Consider the following 22,504-nt stretch of genomic DNA (forward strand, 5'->3'; position numbering starts at 1 on the left):
CTATGCAGATCACACTTCGCTTTCAGTCTACGGGCAGCATACCCGGCAACGGTGATCCGGTGCAGATGACAGGCATCAGCCTGACCATCGGGCGCGGCAATGAAAATGATCTGGTTTTGCCCGATCCTAACCGCGAATTGTCCAAGCGCCACTGCGCCATTGAAAACCACAATGGCAACGTCATTGTCGTGGATTTTTCAACCAATGGTACGTTTCTGAATTATGGCAAGCTGGCTTTGGGCAGCACGCCGACACCTTTGAACACAGGCGATATTCTGTCTGTCGGCCCGTATGAAATTCTGGTCGACATTGCCGCGGACACACCCGCCGACCTCATTGCGGCCCCTATGGAACAAGAGAAAGTATCGCACGGTTTCGTGCTGAATGCGCCCAGTGCAGCCGACCTTCTGGACGCGCCCGGTGACGGTGGCGATTTCCTGGATGACCTTTTGGGGGGACGTGAAGCCGCGCCCAAAGGCCCCCGCGTTGTCAGCCGGGACGAGGCCGAGGATGACGGGTTATTGCCGCCTCTTGGAGATGATGACGGCCTGCTTGGTCCGGCGCCGGATCCCTTTGCAGGGCAGGGGGCCAGTGCTGGTATGCACAACCCGTCTGCGCAGGACCATTTCAACCCCGCACCCGCCAGTTTTGGCGGCGGTGCTATTCCTGATGATTGGGACGACGATTTCCTGTCGCCGGTGCAGCCCGCACCGGGCGCACCTGCAGATCCGTTCGCGGCTGCACCGCCGCCTCCTGTAGCGCCCACGCCCGCGCGACCCGCCGCTGTAGAACGCACAGCCGCGCCCGCTCCAGCCGCCAGCGATGCCGCATCACGGGGCTTTCTCAAGGCTCTTGGCGCCGAAGGTGTCGAAGTTAGCCCAGCCGAAATGCCTGAAACGATGACCCGTTTGGGCAAGGTTCTTCGGGCAATGATCGAAGGGATGCGCGAAATCCTGATGACGCGCAGTTCGATCAAGTCTGAATTCCGCATCGAGCAAACCATGATCCAGGTGGGGGGCAACAACCCCTTGAAATTCTCGATCAGCCCCGAACAAGCGATCGAAGCGATGGTACGCCCCAATGCGCAGGGCTATCTGGAGGCAACCGAAGCGACGGCGCAGGCTCTCAAGGACATCAAGGCGCACGAAGTGGCGATGATTACCGGGATGGAGGCTGCCATGAGGGGCATCCTCAAAAAGCTTGATCCCGCAATCCTTGAACAGAAAATCAGCAAGGACAGTTCGCTCTCGGGTATGCTCAAAAGCCGCAAAGCGCGTTATTGGGAAATCTACGAGAGCATGTATTCCGAAATCTCGGACCAGGCCGAAAACGACTTCCAAGAGCTGTTTGCCAAAGAATTCGCCCGCGCCTATCAAGAACAGCTGGACAAACTGAAATGACGACAAGAACAACGCGGGGCGGCCTCTGATGTCGTGGGATAGCAAAGTCCTATGGAATGACGGACTGTTCCTGCAGCCGCACCATTTCCAGCAGGCGGACCGCTATACCGAAAGCCTGGTCACCGGGTTGGCGCGGCGCATCACGGCCTATGGCTGGGGCGTCAACGCGCTTGAGATTGACACCGAAGTGCTGAAATTCGGTCAGTTTGCCATCAAATCCTGCGAGGGACTGACACAGGACGGCACCGTGTTTCGTGTGCCAAGTGCCGAAGATCACCCGCCGGCCATGGACGTCCCCGAGGGGATCAAAGACTGCGTCGTCTACCTGACCGTGCCGCAGCGTCGTCAGGGCGCGCTCGAAGTCGATATGACTGGCGCTGAATTGTCCGCAGCACGGATGCGCCCGGCCGAGATCGAGATCACCGATGTCACTTCGACCAGCAAAAAGGCGGTGACCATGGGGGTCGGCAAACTGCGCCTGCAATTTGCGTTACAAGTGGATGATCTCGCCGACCGGCTGTGCATCCCCATCGCAAAGATCATTGAGGTGAAACCGGACAAGGAGGTGGTGCTCGACACAGCCTTTATTCCGTCCTGTATCGATAGTCGGGCCGCCGGATCACTCAAGGATTTCATCCGCGAGTTGGACGGTCTTTTAGGGCATCGTCAGTCGGCACTTGCAGGGCGCTTGTCCGAAGGCGGCGGCACCAAAGGCGTGGCCGAGATTTCGGACTTCCTGCTATTGATGTGTGTGAACCGCGCGCAACCGTTGATCAAGCATCTGTCGCAAATCGAAAACGTGCACCCGCAACACCTTTACGCAGTATGTGTTTCGCTCGCGGGGGAACTCGCGACCTTCATGGCCAATGACAAGATGGCCGAGGCGTTTCCGCCCTATGCCCACGATGACCTGACAGCGACCTTTACGCCCGTCATCAAGACGCTGCGCCAGTATTTGTCGTCCGTTTTGGAACAGACTGCCATCTCGATCCCGTTGGATCCGCGCAAATATGGTATCAGTGTCGGCGTCATCACCGATCGCAAGCTATTGTCGACAGCCGGGTTCGTGCTGGCGGTTCAGGCCGATATTCCGGCCGAGAACGTGCGCAGGCATTTCCAAAACCAAGCCAAGATCGGTCCGGTCGAAGAAATTCGCCAATTGGTCAACTCGGCCCTACCTGGCATTCCATTGCGCCCGTTGCCTGTGGCACCGCGCCAGATTCCGTATCATGCGGGGGTGGTGTATTTTGAACTGGATGGCGACAGTGGCCATTGGGGCAAGATGTCTACATCGGGCGGGATTGCCGTGCACGTGTCCGGCGAGTTTCCTGGCCTCAAGATGGAACTCTGGGCTATCAGGCAGGGCTAGGCTGACAACAAGGGGGACGACAGATGTCTGATAAGGATCCATTTGCCGAACCGGATGATGCGGACCGCACCATCATTCGCCCCAATCCGGGCGGGCGACGCCCCAGTGCTGCCGCCCCGCAACCTGCCGCGACGCCGGAACCAAACTATCCGGGCATGCCGCAGCCCAGCGGCGGGGCACAGCAACCGATGGGCATCCCCTCCGCCACCCCAGGCGCCCGCCATGGCAGCGCGGCAGAGCCGAATGTCGAACAGGGCATGACTGGCATGAACCGCATCAATGCGGCCGCAGCCACCCTTTTTTCTCTGGTTTCTCGCATCCGGAACCGTGCACAGCACATGGACCCGGACAAACTGCGCCGCTCGGTCGTGGCCGAGGTACGGGAGTTTGAAAACCGGGCTATGCAGCAAGGCGTGGATGCCCAAGACGTGAAAATCGCGCGCTACGCGATCTGCGCCACGCTTGATGATGTTGTTTTGAACACACCCTGGGGCGGTCAATCGATCTGGGCCCAACAATCCATGGTTGGCACCTTCCACAAGGAAACGGTGGGCGGCGACAGGTTCTATGATCTGTTGGCGCGGTTAGAGAAAGAACCAGGCAACAACATCGACCTTCTGGAATTTCTTTACATGTGCCTGTCGCTTGGGTTCGAGGGGCGACTGCGTGTCGAAGACAACGGCACAGACAAACACATGCAGATCCGGGCCGGCCTTGCGCGGATTATACGGGGCCAGCGCGGCACGATCGAAAAGGATCTGTCACCGCATTGGAAAGGCGTAGAAGAACCGCACAAAGTGCTGTCAGTCTGGCGCCCTCTTTGGATCACAACGGCGACTGTCGCCGTTATTTTGACAGGCGTGTTCTTATCGCTCAGCTGGATGTTGAACCGGTCTACGGACCGGGTCATTGGACAGCTGTCCGTGCTGGATACGGGCCAAGTCGCCGAATTGATGCGCCGGGCCCCACCTCCACCGCCGCCACCGCCACCGCCTGATGTTCAGCTGAAACGGGTGCAAGGTTTTCTCGAAGAAGAGATCGAGCGGGGCATTGTCGAGGTATTCCAGGACCAGGCAACGATCACCGTGCGTCTGGCCGGGTCGGGCATGTTTGGCTCGGGCTCAGACCGGTTGCAACAAAGCTTTATTCCACCTCTCGACAAGGTGGCAAACGCTCTGAATGACACAAACGGGCCAATTATTGTCGTGGGACACTCGGACAATGTGCCAATCCGTTCATCGCGTTTTCCGTCGAACGACCACCTGTCGCTGGCACGGGCCGAGGCGGTCATGCGCAAGCTGGCAGACCGCGTGAATGACGGCAAAAGGCTGGCTGCCGAAGGCCGCGCCGACCGCGAGCCTATTGCCGACAACGGCACCCGCGACGGGCGGGCCAAGAACCGCCGCATCGAAATCGTTTTGGTCAGGGATGACACAGCATGATACTCAGATTGCTGCGCCGACTGCGCTCTGGAATAGCAACAACCATCATCGTCGCGCTCGCCTTTTGCCTGGTGGTCTGGTTCCTGGGCCCGCTGCTTGGCTTTGGCGAGGTACACCCCCTCGATAGCCCCTTTGCCCGCCTGATTACCATTGCGGTTGTGCTGCTGTTGGCGCTGACCACGATCCTTCTGATCCTGATGCGTCGCTCCAAACGCGCCAAGCAGATGGAAGAAGACATTGTAAGTTCGGTCGACACGGTGGATGACGACGACGAATTGGTCAAAGCCGAGCTGAGCGAGCTAAAGGGCAAGCTGAAGGAAGCGCTTGTCACCTTGCGCAAGTCAAAGCTTGGGCGCAGATCACTGTACGAATTGCCCTGGTACGTGATGATCGGCCCACCCGGTGCGGGCAAGACGACCGCGATCGTCAACTCCGGCCTAAGCTTCCCTCTCGCCAACAGCTCGGGCGAGGCTGCCGCCAGTGTGAGCGGTGTTGGCGGCACCCGGAACTGCGATTGGTGGTTCACCAACAACGCTGTGTTGATTGACACCGCAGGCCGTTACACCACGCAGGAAAGTGGCGAAAGCGAGGACAACGCAGGCTGGATCGGCTTTCTGAAATTGCTGAAGCGGAACCGGACGCGCCAACCGATCAATGGCGCGGTTGTCGCTGTGTCGCTGTCTGACTTGTCGTTGCAGGATGAAGCCACCCAAAAAAGCCATGCGGCAGCGATCCGGCGACGTTTGCACGAATTGCGCGAAACTTTGGGTGTGCGCTTTCCCGTCTACGTTCTATTCACCAAATCCGACCTGATTGCAGGCTTTTCCGAGTTCTTCGACAACCTGGGCAAAGAAGACCGCGAGCAGGTCTGGGGCTTTACGCTGCCCTTGCCCAAAAAGACCAAAGCGGAACTGTCACCTGTTGCGGCCTTTGACGAAGAGTACGGCCTACTGCTCAGCCAGTTAAACGCGCAATCGCTTGAACGGATGCAGCAGGAAACCGATCATCAACGTCGGTCTTTGATTTCGAGCTTTCCGGCGCAAGTGGCGTCCGTACGCACCACGGCCCGGACGTTTCTTTCAGAAGTGTTCCAAGACAACCGGTTCGAAAAGCGGCATCTTCTGCGCGGGGTATACTTTACTTCGGGCACGCAAGAAGGCACTCCGATTGACCGGTTGATGATGGGCATGGCCCGCACGTTTGGCATCGGTCGCCAAGCCATCGGCAAAGGGGTTGGTACCGGACGGTCCTTTTTCCTCACGCGACTTTTTGAACATGTGGTCTTTCCGGAGGCCGGGCTTGTCAGCGCCGATGACAAGGTCGAGCGTCGGTATCGCTGGACCAAACGCGCCGCAATCACAGCCGCCCTTCTGGGCGGCATCGGCATGTCTGCGGTCTGGGCCCGCAGCTATTTGGGTAACGCCGAAATGATCGCCGACGCTGCAGCCAGTGTCGAACAGTACCGCACCACGGCCGCTCAGATTCCTGGCAGCCCGATCGAAGACAGCGACTTGCCAGGCATCGTGCCCGCGCTGAACATCCTGCGTACGATGCCCGCGAACCCGGCTGCGACCGACGCGCGGCCTGATGGCGCGCTGACGTGGGGGCTGTATCAGGGCAAGGTGATTGGCAACCAGGCCAGCCAGTCCTACCGCGCGGCCTTGAACGAACACATGTTGCCCCGCCTGCTTTTGCGGCTCGAAGAGCAGATGCAGGTCAATATGAACAACCCTGACTTTCTGTACGAAAGCCTGAAGATTTACCTGATGCTGGGACAGCAAGGGCCCATGAACAAAGACTTGGTCAAAGAGTGGATGGCACTTGACTGGTCCGTTGCGTTTCTGGGGGCAGGACGCGACGACTTGCGCGCGGACCTCACTGAGCACCTGAACGCATTGCTTGATGCACCTATGGACCAAATCGCGCTCAATGGTCCGTTGGTTGAACAGATCCAGGGGCTGTTGACCGAAATGCCGTTGGCCCAACGGGTCTATAACAGCATCATCAACTCTCCCCGCGCCAAGGGCCTGCCGCAGTGGCGGCTCACTGATGTCGGCGGCCCGGCCATCACCCGCGTCATCGTGCGCTCTTCCGGTAAGCCCCTGAACGAAGGGGTCGAAGGCATCTTCACCTATGACGGATTCAACAACGTGTTTCTTGACGAAGCGCTTGGTGTTGCGCAACGCATTCAAAACGAAAGCTGGGTGCTGGGCGAACGCGGCGCGGCCGAGCAATCCGAAACTGCTCTGCTGGCAATGAGCCGCGATGTGCTGGACCTTTATTACAGCGATTACATCTCGCGCTATGATCAGATCTTGGGCGACATCGACATCATTCCGATGGAGAGCCTGAGCCACGCCGTGGAAGTTACAAATGTCCTGTCCGGGCCCACATCGCCACTGGTCAATATCCTGCAAGCGGTGTCTGACGAAACCAAACTGACCGAAGAACGCGGCGCCGTCGATGCCTCGGGAATTGCGGAAGGGGCGCAGGAAATTGGCGCGCTTGAATTGCAGTCGTCGCTATCCAGCCGCAGCCAATTGTTCCTCAATGCGCTCAGCAACAGCCTGCCAGCGGGTCAGACAGAGGCGCCGCAGCAACCTGGCGCATTTGTCGAAGAGCGCTTTGGCTGGCTTCACGAATTGGTTGCGGAAGTCGACAACCAACCTTCGCAGCTGTCGGAACTGACGGGTCGCCTGACGGAGGTCTATCAGGAACTGAACAAGCTCAGCTTTGCCGGCGGCATTGGGGCAGGGGCCGGTGACGCAACTGCCATCGTGCGCTTTCAAGAACTGGCCAACCGCTTGCCCGGTCCAATCCAACGCTGGTCCACCCAGATTTCCAGCGGCTCATCCGGGATCACCGCGGATGGCACCCGCGCGTCCATCAACGCGCAGTGGCAATCTCAAGTTTTGCCGTTCTGCACCCAGGCCCTGGGCAACCGATACCCGTTTGAACGCGGCGCTCGTGCGGATGTGTCCATGACCGATTTTGGGCGGTTGTTCGCCCCGAACGGATTGATTGACGGCTTTTTCAACGAAAACCTCAGGGACTATGTCGACACCACCGTGCGCCCCTGGAACTGGAAGCGGGTCAATGACACTGATCTTGGCATCAGCCAGGCCGTCTTGCAGCAGTTCCAATATGCCGCCGAAATACGCGACGCTTTCTTTGCCGGAGGGGCGTCTCCGTCCGTGCGGTTCCAAATCACGCCAGAAGCTCTGGATCCCAAAGCGCAGGAGTTGTCGCTTGAGATTGACGGACAAACGGTCACCTTTGCCCACAATACGGCACCGCGGCCGGTTGCGATCGACTGGCCAGGCGCTGTCGGGTCTGCACGTATCGTCCTGCAACCGGTGGTCAACAACACATCTAACGGCATCACCCGTGATGGGCCCTGGGCGTGGTATCGTCTGCTCAGCGCAGCCGAAGTCCGACGCACGAATGTCTCGGACCGCAACCGCGTCATCTTTAATGTCGGCGGCCGCATTGCAATCTTCCAACTGCAGTCTGGGTCTGTCCTGAACCCCTTTGCCCTACCGGCGCTGAGCAAATTCAGCTGCCCGAAGTCGTTCTGATGTCAGAAGGCTTTGGCGCCTACGGCAAGATCCCGGCACTGGGGGATTTCCTGCGATCGAATGTCGGGCACGGCTTTGTCCAGGCTTGGGACGCATGGTTGCAATCTGGCATGACCGAGGTGCGTACAGCGCTTGGCGATCAATGGGACGATACCTATTTGACGGCGCCGATCTGGCGCTTTTCCCTGCCATCCGGGCTGGCCGGACCCAGTGCGATGATCGGGGTCGTCATGGCCTCCGTGGATCGGGTGGGACGCCAATTCCCCCTGACCCTGTCTGCACCGGTAAAAACAGATGACACAGCCCGACTGCATTTCGCCAACACGTCGGTGTTTGAAACGCTCGAGCAGATCGCTCTGTCGATGCTCGAAGACGGTAGCACGCGTGAGGGGTTGGCATCTTCGCTGTCGCATGTGTCGATTCACACGCCAACATCCATCGCGTTGCCCTATTCCGGGCCAACTGCGCCGCAGCACCATCTGGCTGGCCAAGCCTTGTCCGCTGCCATCGGCCCAGGACAGGCAATTTGGTCGACAGACCTCCAATCCGAACATCGGCTTATGGCCACCCGTGGCTTGCCCACTGGCCCTGACCTGTTTGCGCTGTTCAACGCCGGGGCCCCAATGACACCATCGTATGTCCACCACATGATTGACGATCAATGACCAACATCAGATACAGCGCCACAACCCATGTTGGGCTGAAACGCGAGGTTAACGAAGACAGCATCCTCGCACTACCGGATCAAAAGATCTGGGTGGTTGCTGACGGCATGGGCGGTCACGCAGGCGGCGATTTCTCCTCGCAAGTAGTGGTGGACAGCGTTGCGATGATCGACCCGACCTTGCCACCCGTTGGACTTCTGAACGCATTGCGCGAAACGCTGGCACGGTCACACGCGCTGATCCAGCAAGAGGCTGCGACCCTCGGTGGCGTAACCATGGGGTCGACCGTCGTTACCTTCGCCATAGCAGAAGATCACTTTGCGACGTTTTGGGCTGGCGACAGCCGCCTATACAGGCTTCAGGGCGGCGTGCTAGAAATGCTGACAACGGACCACTCTGTGGTGGCCGAATACGTTCTCGCTGGCGATATGACTTGGGACGAAGCGGAACATCATCCGCATTCGAATGCCGTCACGCGCGCCGTTGGCGTGGGTGAAACGCTCGAATTGGAAAAGATCCGCGGCCAGGTTTTGCAGGGCGACCGCTTTTTGCTTTGCTCAGATGGGCTGACGAAATATGCGACGCTCGGGATGCTGGAACGCGTGCTCAGCCAGGAACCCATTGAAACCATCACTGATACACTGCTGCAAATTGCACTTGATGGTGGTGCAGCCGACAACGTTTCGGTGATCGTAATCGACATCATCTAATTCCAGCGCAGCGCGCCAGTTCGGCGCGTTGACTTGGGGTCCTCACTCCGCCACTGTTTCTCAAAACAGTCGGCAACAAGCATACTCTAAATGGACAACCGCATTATCCCGGCAATTCTGGGTGTTATGGTGCTGATCTTTGTTGGGATCGGTGTGCTGATCTATCTTGAATTCCGGCCTGACGACGAAATCCGGTACGAGTCTGACGGCGATGTCGAATTCTCTGGGACTGCCATCGACAGCGGCGCCCGGATTGAAATCGAGTTGTTGCGCTCACAGATCGAGGCACTGTCAGGCCAGGTTGAACAGCTGGAAGATCGGTTGCGTGCCGTCGCCAATTCGCAGAGCCGCGCAACCGTTCCGCAAAGCGGCGACGCTCCGGTGTTCCAGCAAGACGGGCCCAATGACATTATTGATGCCTACGCTCAGGTCGTCCTGATTGCCAATCGTCGGAACGTGAACAAGGGCCTGCAAATCGCCTCGCCTACCTATCTGGTCGGTGTCTTTGGCAAACCGCGCGGTGACCTGAACAGCACATGCCAGCCGATGACCAACGAACGGCTCAAAAGCAAACTTCGCACGGAACAGGTTGGCCCAGTCCGGGTCAGGATGCTGGAACCGGCGATAGAATCCCTGCGCAATGTGTTTCAGAAGATTGAAGCGACCGATCCCGATCTCTATGCCCGCATCAACACCGCCGGCGCTCTTTGTGTCCGCCATGTCCGCGGTGCTCCGGGCCGGATTTCCACCCATGCCTTTGGGCTGTCATTGGATCTGAACATCGACGGCAAACTTGACCGGCTTGGCGACGGACGCACCCAACTGGGACTGACAATCCTGGCGGATTTCTTCAAAAACGAGGGCTGGTACTGGGGCGCGGGCTTTTCCCGCGAAGACAGCATGCATTTTGAAGTCAGCCGCGGCCTGGTCGAGAAATGGATCGCAGAGGGCAAACTATAATTTTACCATAATTCCCATTATGAACAAATATAATCGAACACGTTGTTCAAGACTTGGCCGTTGCTTCGCCCTGACATTTTGATCTAGGCCGCATGAACGACTGCGCCAAAGGTGCGCTGATACAAACAAGAACCGGTGCTCCTAATGGTGCAGAATGCTGCTCGTTTGGGAAAACGCGTGTGGACACATGGAGGGTCGCCATCCACACTTGGTAGGCGCCAAAGGCAAGGGGGAATCAGGGCATGAAATGGAAAAAACTGTCCAAGCAGCAGCGTGCGTTCCTGATCAACTATATCCGACCTGACCCAGGCATCACCCTCTTTGGCAAAGCCGCACGGGACGTCAACAAGCGCATCATCAACGATTTCGGCGATTACGAGGCTGAGCGGCGCAATCTGAACGCTGCCATCGACGCGATCCCGACAGACCATACAGAGGTGCGGCAGGGTCCCATCGACAATCTGCGTACCGCAGAACTGATGGCGCAGGACGGTGATTTTACGGGTGCCAGCGGTGTCCTGCGCGCAGCGACACAAAACGCTGCCGCCGCGCTCGCCCACATTCAAAACGAGGCGCAACGGCTTCTGGGATACGTGGCTACCTTTCCCCTGCCCCAAGGCGTAACACTGGCGCAAAGTGATCTGGACAAGATGGCAGCGGCGCGACTGCAGGTGCAGAACCTTCTGGCTGCAGCGACACCAACCAAAGCTGATCTTGAAGCGGCGCAAGACGCTTACCAGACCTACATGGATATCGGCTTGGAAGCATTGCAGACCATGGGCGATGTCGCGGCCGCCGACACGCTGGTGCAAAACGCATGGAACGCACACGGAACGTACGTGCAGGCCATGGGCAATGCCGATTACGGCGACCTGGCTGGCACGACGCAGTACAACGCACTGACCACGCTGGTCAACGACGCGCAAAACCTCGAGGCAGAGTATCTCGGCCGCCGACCCCAGGACTGGGAAGAGGCGCGCAACGTGGCAGCGGCGCTGAACGCGTTTGGCGCTGCGCGGGCCGATCACGACGCGCTAAAAAATGCTGCCATCGCCGAACTGGCAACTGCGCAACGCGTTGTCTACGATGCCTTTGCCCCTGCCATCCGCACCGGCGCGAATGTCGATCTGACGCGTTACCCAAACGGTCCAGATCTTGCAGGTATGACAACACTCCGGGATGATCTGCAAAACGACATCGCTCATATCGAAGGCACTTTGGGCGGTACGGATGTTGCCGCACTCACTGCGTTGACGGCCTACATCCCGCAGGCCAGCCGACGCGCCATCGACATGGCGGCCAAGATCAAGGAAGCCGAGCTGCAACTTTTGCGCGAGCAAATGACAGCCGAGCACGGACGCCCTGCGCATATCGAAGCCATTCTCACCCTAAAAGAAACCAACCCCGATGCGGGTCAGGCCGTGCTCGACGGGATTGCCGCCAACACCGCCAAGTTAAATGGTGAGATGGCCAATTCGCAGTTCATCAACGACCGTTGGGTCGAGCTGAAAGCGTTGGAAAACACCCTGGCAGGGCATAACCGCGATGCGGATGCGATTTTCAACCGCGCCGAAAATCGCCGCATCAACGACATCGAACCACGCAACGCGGAACTCGCGGATCTCTACAAAAAGTGGTTTCCCTCCAAGACCGAGAAAGAGCGGATGCGCCAACTCGAAGGGGAATTGGCCCAGTTGATGCAACAGCAGCGCGTCGACGCAGGTCAACTGAATGCAAAGAACGGCCAGATAAACGCGACGCAGACCCAAATTGCGGCCAAAGCCGAAATCATCAAGGCCGGCGAAGATCAACGCGCGCTGTTTGATGCAATTACCTTTGGGCCGTTGTCACCAAACGCCACACACCCTCTGCCCCCGGTCAAAGTCAAAGAGATGATCGAACTGTTCGGCAAGGCCCCGGACATCGCCACGCGCACTTGCAAACTGGTCGCCAATGCCGAAAACGTGGACGCGCTGGTTGATACAGCGCTGTTTCTCGGCGATCAGGTGCAAGATGACTTTGCCTACCAAGCCCCTGGCACTCAGCCGCCACCAGCGCAGCTGACGCCGCAGGAATCCAAAGCCTACGCACAATCCTTGCTGGAACGAACGGCCTATTTGGGCCAGCAATTCGCCAATGACGCCCAAGCAGCCATCACCGCTGGCGTGCACATGACCAAAAACCCTGTCATAGACCCAGACGGCGACGAAAAGGCCAATATCGCCGCCCGCGCTGCGCAGGCGGCCGACGCAATGATGCAGCCCGGCCCAGGTGGCACCGTCACCTTAGACGTAACCAGCCCTGCCTTTACCAATATGCTGGCGATGCAAAAATTCTCTGTCAGCGGCACGGTGGCGCCTTCCACCATGCAGACCAAGGAGATCGAAAAGCTTCAGGCGGTCCTGTCGGACCCAGCCGTCGATCCTGTGACCGGCATGACGAACAAACAGCGCGCCGAGGCCGTGCTGAACAATGTCGCCGTACCTGCCGACGCCAATGCGCGCGATCTGCTGACGCAATCGCTTGGCATCCCGGCAGCCGATTTTGATGACCCGACCAAGGTTGCAGAGATTGAGCAGAAGATGCGTACCGCAATCCTCAAGTCCATGGTCACGCCCGTCGCACAGGCGAATGTCGGATCCTGCTTTGCGACCTCAGGACTTCTGAACCTGAAGGAACAGGACCCGATGCGGGTCATGGAGATGTATGGCGAATTGGCTAACTCGGGCACATTTACGCCCAGAGCCGGCGCGGTGGTCCCCGCGATCACTAACTTGCCGCCGGGCGACGATCCGCTGAGCCGCAGCCTAGAATACAGCATTGCGACGGCCAGCGCCCGCCTCGCTCAAAGCAAGGAAAAACAGGCCGCCTTTGCCACGCTCATCTTGCCAATTCCTGCCAAAGGTCCGACGCAACCGGCACGACCGGCCCCGTTTGACACAGTGACAGCCGCCCTTACCACCCGGGGAACAGACAGCGCAACGCTGCAAGGGTATCTGCTCAGCGCATTCTGTCTAAACGCCACGTTTGAATATGATCCCACCGAAGACGCGGACCTCGCCACTGACGGCTCTTCCGATCAGGGCATCATGTTCATGTACGATAAGACGACGGGTCAAAAAATTGATACCGAAGCCAAGTTTATCAGCTTTCTCGAAGATCAGATCGACGCCGTATTGGCAACGGGCGATCCCAACCTCGATCCGGCGGATGCGGCGATCATCAAAGCGGCTTGCAGTGACCCCGCATTCCTTGCCGGTATGAACGCGCGCCACGAGCTTAAAGCACCTTGGAAAAGGACGGGCGGCGGCTATGGTGAACAGACGGCAGCCGTTCTGCACGGTACAGCCGCAACGGTAACTGGGACCACGACGCCCATGGCCCCTGCCCCGGTGGTCTTACCAGGCACGCCAGCCCCCTCCGCGACAGTGCGATCCACTGCAGTGCTCAAAGGCATCGCAGATCACACCGCGGGCGGCGCAATGACAATGATCGGCGTAAGGGGCAACCATTCGTTCAACGCGGTACCGCATACCCCTGAAATGCAAGCGCTCATGGTAGATCCGCCCGGCGTTGACGCCAATGTCGGCACCATTCTTGTAGGGCCGGGCAATACCATAGCGGACAACCCGATTGCGCCTCTCGAAAAGACTGTGCACCTGTTCGAGATGGAGATGCAGCGGATCATCGCGTCAATGCCCACGCCAGAAATCGCGGACATGGTGCGGATAAACATGTTGAACCGCCCACCCAACCCAATGACACCAGCGGAGTTGCACACCCACATCGAAACGCAGATGGTCGCCGCACATGATGCGATTGCACAGCTGAAAGCAGACGAATGGCGGCAGAAACAAATCGACAAAGGCAACCCCGCTCCGAACAATGCGAGGATGCAACAGGTGAAGGCGTTCTATGAGAACGTAAGCAAAAACGAACAAGAGGCCCAAATGGCCGGGGCAATGGTTGAAGAACTGGGTGCACCCAAGGTGGTCATTGCAGACAGCAACTGGGGCGACGCCAACGACCACCAGAACTTTGTCATCGCATCAAACCCGCTCACCGGAGAATTGCAGATGTTTTCGCAGTCGGTCGTGACGGGCAAGATGAAACGGATGGGTGACGATTGGCTCAACGCCGACTGGGCGAAAGAGGAATAAGACTATGGACCTGCCTCCGATCGTTATGACCATGGACACATCCGGCGCGATGGTGGTTCGCGTGGATTTCGAAGCTGACTATGACAATGCGCTCGCATTGCTGGGCGCTGTCCCTGCCTTGCAGGAACATCCCGCCAAAACCGCCGAAGCGGTCAACCACCTGACCTACGGGTTCGACTACACCGTGATTACCGATCCAGATGCGTTCCGCTCCGAATACACCGCCAAGTACGAGGCCGAAGGCGACGCGCCATTTGTCGCTGGGCGCCCGCAGCTCCACGATTTCGGCCGCCAAGACCTCGCGTCGCTGGATATCCCCACCTTGACCAGCGACGCTCTCGTGTTCTTTGCCAAGGACCAGGCTCTGGGTATTGCCTACCGCGCCGAAATGCCTCTCGACACCGGGGTGGCGACGTACAAGCCGTTGGCCACTGTATCGGAATAAAGCATGGGGCGAAGAGCCCCCGCCTCGGCAGTCGCCTTCGGAACGATATCGACAAACAGGAACGGTGTTGCGCGCGGTCGATGCTACGAAAAGGGACCACCCCGCGGCATCAGGAAATTCCACCTGTCCGGGGTCAGACCCATGTGTTCACCGGTCAACGCAATCGCATCATAGTCCGCCTGCGTCGGCACGATGTCGAACTCAAAGAGATCGTCACACAGTTTTTCAAACGCAACGCCCCACTCACCAGCCACCGCCATTTCTCGGCAATCCTGAAGTGTCTGATTGCCGAACCGGCCCTCGAATTGGTCAATGATTTGAATAACGGATATTTGTTGTGTTTCGTGCATGCCCGTTCTCTGAATAAGATGTAGTGCCGTCTGCACCTCTATTGCTCAAAACCTGCAGGTGCGATCCCATCAAAAACGGAACGACACCTTTTTTGCACCTGCCGTCAGTTTGCTGCTGTCGACTGGCTTTGAGACACGAACCGCACGCAGGAACTCTTCAAACGACTTGGCAACGAGCGTCAGCGCCTCGGGGCTGCCTTCGCCTTGCAGGCATTCATGGTGCCAAAATTTGACCTGCTTGTCCGCTGGATCCCACACGAACAGGTTCCCCAGACCATCATCAGCAAAGGGCAACGGTTTGCCAAAAAACCGATCGCGATAGTCATCACTTTTCTTTGCGATGCCCAGCTTTCCCGAGGCCATGCCAAAAATTTGCAGGATCGCCAGTTTACCCTCAGCACTAAAGGATGGCGGCGGTGTGATGGCCTTGACCTCGACGCCATCCACAAATCGCAACGCGCGGTGGTCGTTCTTGAACAGGTCAAAAAGGCCATCCGGACCTGCAAATCCAAGCAGGTTTTCCAATTGATCGCGGCGATACACTGCCTCTTCGTCACCGATATCGAAGTGTTTGGTTTTGACATCCGATTTAAATGTCATGGACCATAAACCCTTATGTCCGAAGCGGAACCAGCCTAGTGGACACTACCTTGGCAGCTGCGTTGTCGCTCAAAAACAGACTGTGCGGCAATCCAAATCCAGGACAAAACCAGCATTATTTCTGCGACATCTTCTGAACCAAATGTTCCACTGCATCTTCAAAGCTATCATGTCGCAGCGGCGAATTCTTCGCATCAACCGCAGCCCAGTATGTATACCAGTGTTTCCCCATCATCTCGATGCCCGGTATCTCTGGCTTGGTGTAGTCCGAAGGACGCAAGCCGCGATAAACGTAATCACGGCCTGATTTCAGCCCGCGACGTTGGAAATACGTCTTTACTTGCTTTTCGGTGTACATGCTCTGTTGGTCACTCTCGCCAAACACCGAATTGCTTGGCGATGACCTGTGCGCGCCGCGCTATGTACTCAACCGCTTCTTCCTCACTGGGCCACGCCTTGTAGCCCCGCTTGCTACCCCTCTCGCTAAAGTACGTGTACCAAATGCCATCAATTTCCTCGATGCCGTCAATTTCACCACCCCCAAGGCCACCGTGGGAATACACAACGCCATCTTCTGCACCGTGTGCAGCCAGATGCTTTTTCATCTCATCCAATGTCACGCGGTTATTCACTTACGCTCAAACTCCACCCACGACAGCCGCACTTGCGGTCAGGAACCTAGTCGCCAAGTTGCCTGTTAAGGCTCTCGACACTGGCATCGCCAAAGGCCTGACGAGCGAGGTCATCGAATGTCATAACCCGACGTTGGCCAATTTGCGCGAGCATGGCGAGATGCTCGGGCGCAGAGAAGATCTGTAAGTTCTCCGCTTCAAACTGACCGCCAAGAGGGGCAGCAGGCACAAGGCCAAGCATCTGGTCCGCACCAAGCAGGCCAAGGCGGGCAGTAGCCTCTGAAAAAACGCTGCCATAGATGTTGTCCCTATCCAGCTTTATTTGGTGAAAGCACCTCTCCGCCCAACGCTGTACATCACCTGCCGCGATATCTTTGGCTTGATTGCTTCGGTTCATTTCGATTGCATCTTAAAGTGGCCGCAAAACGAAATTCCATCCCGTTTTTAGCCCCCAAACAATGAGGTACCCAAAAGCATCTTTTTGGACCACATAGTACCGATCAGTGCCTTCCAGCTTGGTCCCTTTCAGCCAATCCTCAAGCGCTGGCGCATAGGTTTCCGGGTTCACCAGCTGCATATAGCCGTCCTGAAACACAGAGAATCCAAAGCGTTTCCAGTAGTCTAGCATCACCTCTGGCACAGAATCAGAAAGGCGCTGCAAAACATCATCTGGCGCAGGAACAAAAACCGACGGTGTTCCATATCTCTTTGAAAAGTGTTCCAAACCTTTGGCGACTGTCATCTGGCTCCCCTACAAGGCTCAAGTCTCGTATTCATCCTGGCATTGCGCCCAACGTTTGGATCGTTTGCAACCTCACCGGTCGCTCCCGCGAGCGCCAGCTACGTTCGGATGTACCAGTCAAATACTACGTAACTAGGATAGACGACCGGGCGGCGGAGCAAGAAAAATCCACGTCTCAGGACTCATACCCATACGTTTGCCAATCAGAGCAATCACATCATACTCTGCCTGAGTTGGCACGATGTCGAACTCAAAGAGATCGTCACACAACTTTTCAAATGCAATACCCCATTCACCATCCTCTGCCATATCTCGACAGTCGTGCACGGTTTCATCATCAAGACGGCCCTTAAACTGAGCGATTATCTGTAGAACGGATATTTGATGTGGATTTTGCATGTCAGTACTTTGGGTAGGACGTAATAATGCCTTCGCCTGCAGGCTCAACAATCACGCGCATTGGTACTCCATCAACAACGGGCAAGTTTCCTGCTGCATCTGTAACAAGAAATCGGGCCGGCTTGCCAGACTTTGTGAACAACCCACCGTTTCCGGTTTGCGGTTTCCAAAAAAGGTTTGGATCCGTTGCGACGTCGGAAGTTGCACGCATTACGCGATTCGCATCCCAGTCTTGGGGGAATGCAGTCTTGCCTGGCCCACCGGGCCACAAGTGACCACCACCAGTAGCGTCGCCATGCAGAATATGTTGTGTGCGTTGTGGGCTCGCAACATTAGTCGAAGGATCAACCAGTGGTCGACTTGGTGGCCTGTTTGACGCATTGACCGTAGGTCGCTTGGGCTCCGCATTCCTCAACACGGGCGTCGCCTCACCCGTCGCTCCGTTTGCGCGTTCATAAATCCGGGACCGCAGGGACCGGACCAACGCTTCGACCTTGGGCTTAACGCTGATCAATACGTCGATGATCTGGGCGACGACAGTGCCGACCGTTTCTGTTCCAACCTGAACAACTTCACGCGCCGTAGCACCCAATGTGCGGATCTTCGACACCACGTTGCGGGCAAAGCCCATCAGTTTTGCAGCCAAGAGCGTGCCACCCATGCCCGCCGAAAAGAACGCGATAATGGCAAAGATGATGGCCAGAATGATCTCCGGCACCAGATAGCCGATGCCCAGGGCCACCATATCGGTCCAGAAATTGGGCGGCGTCATCGCCAGCACACCCATCATCGTGCCACCAATCGCATGCAGCACACCCGTACTGCGCGCAATCTCGATCATCGCCGCGGCCCATTCCGCGCTGTCTTCATAGGCCTCGCGCATTAGGTTGGCGATCTCTTCGAGGTCGGGAAAGGCTGACACCAGCTCTAGAATAGCTTCAAACCCGGTTTGGAATTCAGACACGAGGCCCTTGGCCAGCGACTGGATCAGGCCCAGGATTTCATCGCGGTTCTCCCATAACTCCCTTGCACCAGCGACAGCCCCGTCCCAAGCCTCGGCCGCCAGATCAGGCAGGCTCGACAACCAATTGCCGATTGCGGTCCACAAATCCTCCTGATCGTCCCACCAGCTTGACGCACCACTGCGGATGTTGCTGAAAAAGCTTCCGATCAACCCACGGACACCGCGATCTTCCCAGGCAATAATCCACGGCTGCAACGCGGTTTCCATGCGCTGCTCGAACGCATCAAGATCGGCAATGATCTCGGCCTCAAGCGCGGCCGGATCAGGTCCCGACGGCTCAGGCACCAATTCAACAACAAGGCGCCCTTCTTGCGGCGCCTGAAACGCATAAGTTCCTAATTCATGTCGAACGGATTGGTGCGGAATGCCATCTTCCAAACCAAACGTCGCCAAGCCCTTGGTGCGCCCGCCACTGTCGATCACCGCACCATTGATGTCTGATACCTGGACCTGAGCAAGCGGGATCGGTGTGTCCCACCGATCGTCATATTGCGCGTACATCCATCCCACCGCCTGACAGGGTTCGCACACCAGGCCAACCGGACGGGACGAGTTGCTGGCTGCAGCGTCGGCCGCATTCATCAGGCCCCCCGAGCTGTGCGGTGACGGCCCCATTACGGCAACGCCCGGAACATTGGCAGGATGCCGTTCACCAAAGCCTGCGGATCCGTGTGGGACGCCACGTGATGGGCCACGTGCCGGTATTGCGGATCCGCCCACCATGACATCCCAAGTGGCAAGGCCAGACAGATGTACGACATACGCTGATGTGCATATCCCGTCTCTGGCAAACGCGGACGCAACCAATCCAGCAGCCGCGCCTCATCGTCAGGTGTGAACATGGCGGCATGACCAGGCAACACATATTCAAGGGTCTGACTGTTCAAAGGGTAGCCGCCCACAACAAGGGCACTCAGCCGCTCGCCAAACTCGGCCAACCCATCGTCCTTCCACAGCTGAGTCAGCCATTCGGTCGCATGCCCAACAAGGGTTTTGACCGCATGCGTGCGTGGCAGACCGCGGTCGCGCAAACTGACATTCACGTAATGCGCAAAACGTGGGTCTTCCCAGAATTGATGCCCCAGCGACATAGCAACACAACACAGCTGCCGCACATCCCGGTCAACGGTGCACTCGTACCGCGCCGCCCACTGCTGCACGGCATGAACCAAAGGCAGCAAATCCACCGCTCGAATGTTCATCGCCACTAGATAATCACGATAGGTCCGCGCCATGAATTGCGCCGTATCCACGGCCCACGCATCGACAGCCGCCTGCTCAAACCCGTCAACAACATGTGGCGAAACCCGCAGCATAAATGCCCTAACCGCCCTGCGCCACTGCCGAGACAGGCGCGGCATCCGGTTCGAAGTATTGCGTCCCAGTCCCGTCCGCTGCAGCCACTTCCAAACCGTCAAACGGGGCCAGAAACTGCGCGCGTTGCGCATCTGTGAACCCGCCTGTCAAAAAGGTGCGGATCACCCGCGCGTCGAAATACCGGAAAAAGACGGGTTTGGGCGCGTCCTCCAACTCTGCCAGGGCAAATTTGCGCAAATGGCGGCGCAGATCAGCAAGCGCAAGATCGGTAAACACGGTGTACCCACATGACCTGTCGCGCACCTCTTTACGCCAAACAGCGCCGATATCGGGACACAGATCCAGATCAATCAACCACGGACCAACTGCCAGAGTATCGAAATATGTCTCTTCATCCAGCAGCGAACAGCCCTTCGGAGGCGACAAGGCAACAACAGGCGATCGGAAATCTACGGCAGACGCCAGATCAATCACGCCATATGTATGCGAAGAACTCATGCCTCTTTCTCGCATTGTTCACAAAACGGGCTGGCCTCGCGGGCGGCAGACAAAAGGGTGTTGGCCTGCCGAGACAGGCCTGCCATGGGCGCGGGTGCCGCACCGCCCCCGCCACCACCCTTGTCGCCGATCAGAACTGTGGGACAACCACTCACAATCACACCACCGTGGGCAGTGCTGTCCGTGATGCGCGCCGCAGGCTTGCCTTCAATCAGAACCGAGGTCGACCCCTTGGCAATCGTATCTGGTGGACCGACGCAGGTGCACGTGTCGCCAATACGCGACGCCGGCATCTTACCTACCATAACCGTGGCCGCACCCATGACTATGGGTCCTCCAACATGCGGGACAGGTCCTGGATTAACCATCGGACAGGTGTGCATGTCTGAAATACGCGCTGATGGGAATCGCAAAAAGAATACCCCGAAAAAACCATACCTTCACGGGATGGTAGAGCGGTTTTCCAAAGGGTACAATAACTTGACCATACAACCGGCAACACTCTGCAGTTGAAGACCAGCCGCAAACGGCTAGGCAGCCTTTTTACTGCTCAACACGGCATCTACCTGCTCCAAAGCGCGTGTCGCAGTGGCGTTAACCTTGACCGGTGCAAAACCATTGTTCCCGTCGACATCCTGAAAGAATGGTGACTTCAACTCAGCCAAATAGTCCCGGACGATCTGGCGTGCCTGTGTCTTCATCGCGGCGCGTTTGCCTTCGTCGGGGGCCTGAACAACCGCGTCCAGCGCAGCTTCCAAACGATCATCCAGACCCTCAAGATGCGAAAACAACAGCTTGGTGTCGTTGGCCATCCCCTCAAACCCTTCGCCCTGACACGCAGACAGAATGGCGTTTTGCAGCTTCATCATTTCGGACATCAACTGAGTGCGGATCTTGGCCCATCCCAGCCGCGCCTTGACGAAGGGGATGATATCAACAGGTATGTCTTTTTCTGCTTCTGACCGTTCTGCCGCCTCGGCCTCCGCCAACAGCTTTTTCAATCCGGGTGCTGCCCGCATCGCATCGGCAAAGGCGCCCGCCTCACCTTTTTCGGTGAAAAAGGCCCAGGCCGCGCGCAGCTTGCTCACGTCGCCCACTCCCCGTTGCAAAACGCTCAGGACGCTGGGCTCGAGCAGGGCGCGGGCAGCCTGCCATTGACGCCCATCCTCGCGGGCATAGGGATCAACCGGTGTGTCCTCAGGTGCTGGTTGCGCCGGTCCGGCCTTGGCAATGGCAGCGCTTAGGGCCTTTGCCGTCGCTGCCGCTTTACCAACATCGCCCGCACCGATCTGCGCCAACAAGACGTCATGCGCCTGACCCAGACGGTCAGCCGCGGGTATACCGCCCAACCCGTCAATCTGTTGGCGCAGCTGATCGGCGACCCCCTGCAGTTTGGCCCGTCTGGGGTCGTCATCCTGTGTCGGCGTGTCGGCAGCAACAGGCGCCGCGCTCTTCAGTTTTTCCAACGCCTGTTCAACGCGGTCCAGACCCGCTTCTGCTGCATCCAAGTCCCCCGACTTCATGGACGCGATCGCGCCCTTAAAGGCTTTGGCCAGGGTCTTCTGCGCCGCTGTTGGCGCTTCCTGAACGGCAGCTTGCACAGCAACCGCCTGCGCCTTCAGCCCCTTTAGCCGCTCTGCGTCTACGCCCTCTTGAGCTTGCGGTGCGACATTCGCAGGCGCCGGTGCCGACTCGTTGGATGGGGCGTCCTCTTCCGCCAGTTCGGCATCCACATCAGGAACAACGTCAGACAGAAAGTCGTCGTCAGGCAAATCCTCGATGTCTTCTTCAACAACTGCGCCGTCGGCATCCAGCACCTTGACGTTCAGCGGGCATTTCTCATCCCGCAACCACCGTTTCAGGCGTTTGGCAGCACCGGGCAGAACCCTTTCACATGTCAGCGTCAAAAGCTTACCGCTCAGGCTGGCATATCCGTAGGCCAGCTTTGACCCTTCGCCTTCGGCCCGCGCCGCGCGGCCAATCAGTTCCGGCGCCTTCTTGCGGTCGAGAATAAAAACATCGTCCTTGGGCTTGCCCCCTGGACAATAGGCAAACGCCAAGTCCCGCTTCTTGGCCAGAGCAAGCATCTTCTTCAGCTGAGCACCGGAAATCGCGATATCTGCCATGAAAATCCTCTTGCGTAAAATCGGCGCGCCCAATGACGCACGTTGGGCAAAGGATGGCACCAAAGCCGAAGCTGTGCAATTGCCTAG

General features: G+C 57.8%; 21 protein-coding genes. 9 read left to right on the forward strand and 12 right to left on the reverse strand.

The window, feature by feature from the left end; all coding sequences use genetic code 11:
- The first annotated feature begins 2 nt into the window (after positions 1 to 2).
- The 9 genes from tagH to RA29_RS19200 all read left to right on the forward strand — a co-directional run bounded on the left by tagH (position 3) and on the right by RA29_RS19200 (position 14,729).
- Entirely contained in the window at positions 3 to 1,400 is a 1,398-nt protein-coding gene (gene tagH, locus RA29_RS19160) for a type VI secretion system-associated FHA domain protein TagH (RefSeq protein ID WP_039689075.1), read from the forward strand.
- 28 nt (positions 1,401 to 1,428) lie between these two features.
- Positions 1,429 to 2,769, forward strand: a complete 1,341-nt coding sequence (tssK, locus tag RA29_RS19165) for a type VI secretion system baseplate subunit TssK (RefSeq protein ID WP_039689076.1) — start codon at positions 1,429 to 1,431, stop codon at positions 2,767 to 2,769.
- Between the two features lie 23 nt (positions 2,770 to 2,792).
- Positions 2,793 to 4,211 (forward strand): type IVB secretion system protein IcmH/DotU, encoded by a 1,419-nt coding sequence (icmH, locus tag RA29_RS19170; protein WP_039689078.1) that lies wholly within the window; start codon positions 2,793 to 2,795, stop codon positions 4,209 to 4,211.
- A complete protein-coding gene (tssM, locus tag RA29_RS19175) occupies positions 4,208 to 7,789 on the forward strand; it encodes a type VI secretion system membrane subunit TssM (RefSeq protein WP_039689080.1) in 3,582 nt (1,193 codons plus the stop codon). The genes icmH and tssM overlap by 4 nt, the downstream gene beginning before the upstream one ends.
- Entirely contained in the window at positions 7,789 to 8,454 is a 666-nt protein-coding gene (tagF, locus tag RA29_RS22125; RefSeq protein ID WP_052249795.1) for a type VI secretion system-associated protein TagF, read from the forward strand. The genes tssM and tagF overlap by 1 nt, the downstream gene beginning before the upstream one ends.
- Entirely contained in the window at positions 8,451 to 9,164 is a 714-nt protein-coding gene (locus RA29_RS19185) for a protein phosphatase 2C domain-containing protein (protein ID WP_039689082.1), read from the forward strand. Before tagF ends, RA29_RS19185 begins: the two co-directional genes overlap by 4 nt.
- Before the next feature lie 90 nt (positions 9,165 to 9,254).
- A complete protein-coding gene (locus RA29_RS19190) occupies positions 9,255 to 10,124 on the forward strand; it encodes a M15 family metallopeptidase (protein ID WP_039689083.1) in 870 nt (289 codons plus the stop codon).
- Between the two features lie 242 nt (positions 10,125 to 10,366).
- Entirely contained in the window at positions 10,367 to 14,284 is a 3,918-nt protein-coding gene (locus RA29_RS19195) for a hypothetical protein (RefSeq protein WP_039689085.1), read from the forward strand.
- Between the two features lie 4 nt (positions 14,285 to 14,288).
- Entirely contained in the window at positions 14,289 to 14,729 is a 441-nt protein-coding gene (locus RA29_RS19200) for a hypothetical protein (protein ID WP_039689087.1), read from the forward strand.
- An 83-nt stretch (positions 14,730 to 14,812) separates the two neighbouring features.
- On the opposite strand, the gene RA29_RS19205 is transcribed toward RA29_RS19200, so the two are convergent.
- The 12 genes from RA29_RS19205 to RA29_RS19260 all read right to left on the reverse strand — a co-directional run bounded on the left by RA29_RS19205 (position 14,813) and on the right by RA29_RS19260 (position 22,417).
- On the reverse strand, positions 14,813 to 15,079 hold the full coding sequence (locus RA29_RS19205) for a MafI family immunity protein (RefSeq protein ID WP_039689089.1): 267 nt from the start codon (positions 15,077 to 15,079) through the stop codon (positions 14,813 to 14,815).
- Positions 15,080 to 15,148: 69 nt separating this feature from the next.
- Positions 15,149 to 15,679 carry an SMI1/KNR4 family protein gene (locus RA29_RS19210; protein WP_039689091.1) on the reverse strand — a complete coding sequence of 177 codons (531 nt, stop codon included), beginning with the start codon at positions 15,677 to 15,679 and terminating at the stop codon, positions 15,149 to 15,151.
- 115 nt (positions 15,680 to 15,794) lie between these two features.
- Positions 15,795 to 16,037 carry a hypothetical protein gene (locus RA29_RS19215; RefSeq protein WP_039689093.1) on the reverse strand — a complete coding sequence of 81 codons (243 nt, stop codon included), beginning with the start codon at positions 16,035 to 16,037 and terminating at the stop codon, positions 15,795 to 15,797.
- A gap of 10 nt (positions 16,038 to 16,047) precedes the next feature.
- Positions 16,048 to 16,299: a hypothetical protein gene (locus tag RA29_RS19220; protein ID WP_039689094.1), complete on the reverse strand. Its 252-nt coding sequence runs from the start codon at positions 16,297 to 16,299 to the stop codon at positions 16,048 to 16,050.
- A 58-nt stretch (positions 16,300 to 16,357) separates the two neighbouring features.
- The gene (locus RA29_RS22130) at positions 16,358 to 16,708 is read right to left on the reverse strand and encodes a T6SS immunity protein Tdi1 domain-containing protein (RefSeq protein ID WP_052249796.1); all 351 of its coding nucleotides are present in this window, start codon (positions 16,706 to 16,708) and stop codon (positions 16,358 to 16,360) included.
- Between the two features lie 12 nt (positions 16,709 to 16,720).
- Entirely contained in the window at positions 16,721 to 17,053 is a 333-nt protein-coding gene (locus tag RA29_RS19230) for a GAD-like domain-containing protein (protein WP_039689096.1), read from the reverse strand.
- A gap of 132 nt (positions 17,054 to 17,185) precedes the next feature.
- Positions 17,186 to 17,452 carry a MafI family immunity protein gene (locus tag RA29_RS19235; RefSeq protein ID WP_039689097.1) on the reverse strand — a complete coding sequence of 89 codons (267 nt, stop codon included), beginning with the start codon at positions 17,450 to 17,452 and terminating at the stop codon, positions 17,186 to 17,188.
- Between the two features lies 1 nt (position 17,453).
- Positions 17,454 to 19,058 (reverse strand): EndoU domain-containing protein, encoded by a 1,605-nt coding sequence (locus tag RA29_RS19240; RefSeq protein WP_193743589.1) that lies wholly within the window; start codon positions 19,056 to 19,058, stop codon positions 17,454 to 17,456.
- Between the two features lie 32 nt (positions 19,059 to 19,090).
- Entirely contained in the window at positions 19,091 to 19,792 is a 702-nt protein-coding gene (locus RA29_RS19245) for a hypothetical protein (protein ID WP_039689101.1), read from the reverse strand.
- A 7-nt stretch (positions 19,793 to 19,799) separates the two neighbouring features.
- Positions 19,800 to 20,291 carry a DUF4123 domain-containing protein gene (locus tag RA29_RS19250; RefSeq protein ID WP_039689103.1) on the reverse strand — a complete coding sequence of 164 codons (492 nt, stop codon included), beginning with the start codon at positions 20,289 to 20,291 and terminating at the stop codon, positions 19,800 to 19,802.
- The gene (locus RA29_RS19255; protein ID WP_052249797.1) at positions 20,288 to 20,674 is read right to left on the reverse strand and encodes a PAAR domain-containing protein; all 387 of its coding nucleotides are present in this window, start codon (positions 20,672 to 20,674) and stop codon (positions 20,288 to 20,290) included. Before RA29_RS19255 ends, RA29_RS19250 begins: the two co-directional genes overlap by 4 nt.
- Positions 20,675 to 20,821: 147 nt before the next feature.
- Positions 20,822 to 22,417 (reverse strand): hypothetical protein, encoded by a 1,596-nt coding sequence (locus tag RA29_RS19260; protein WP_039689105.1) that lies wholly within the window; start codon positions 22,415 to 22,417, stop codon positions 20,822 to 20,824.
- Positions 22,418 to 22,504: the final 87 nt, after the last annotated feature.

Origin of the sequence: Tateyamaria sp. ANG-S1 (genome assembly GCF_000814025.1) — a bacterium.
In the GTDB taxonomy this organism is placed as follows: Bacteria; Pseudomonadota; Alphaproteobacteria; order Rhodobacterales; family Rhodobacteraceae; genus Tateyamaria.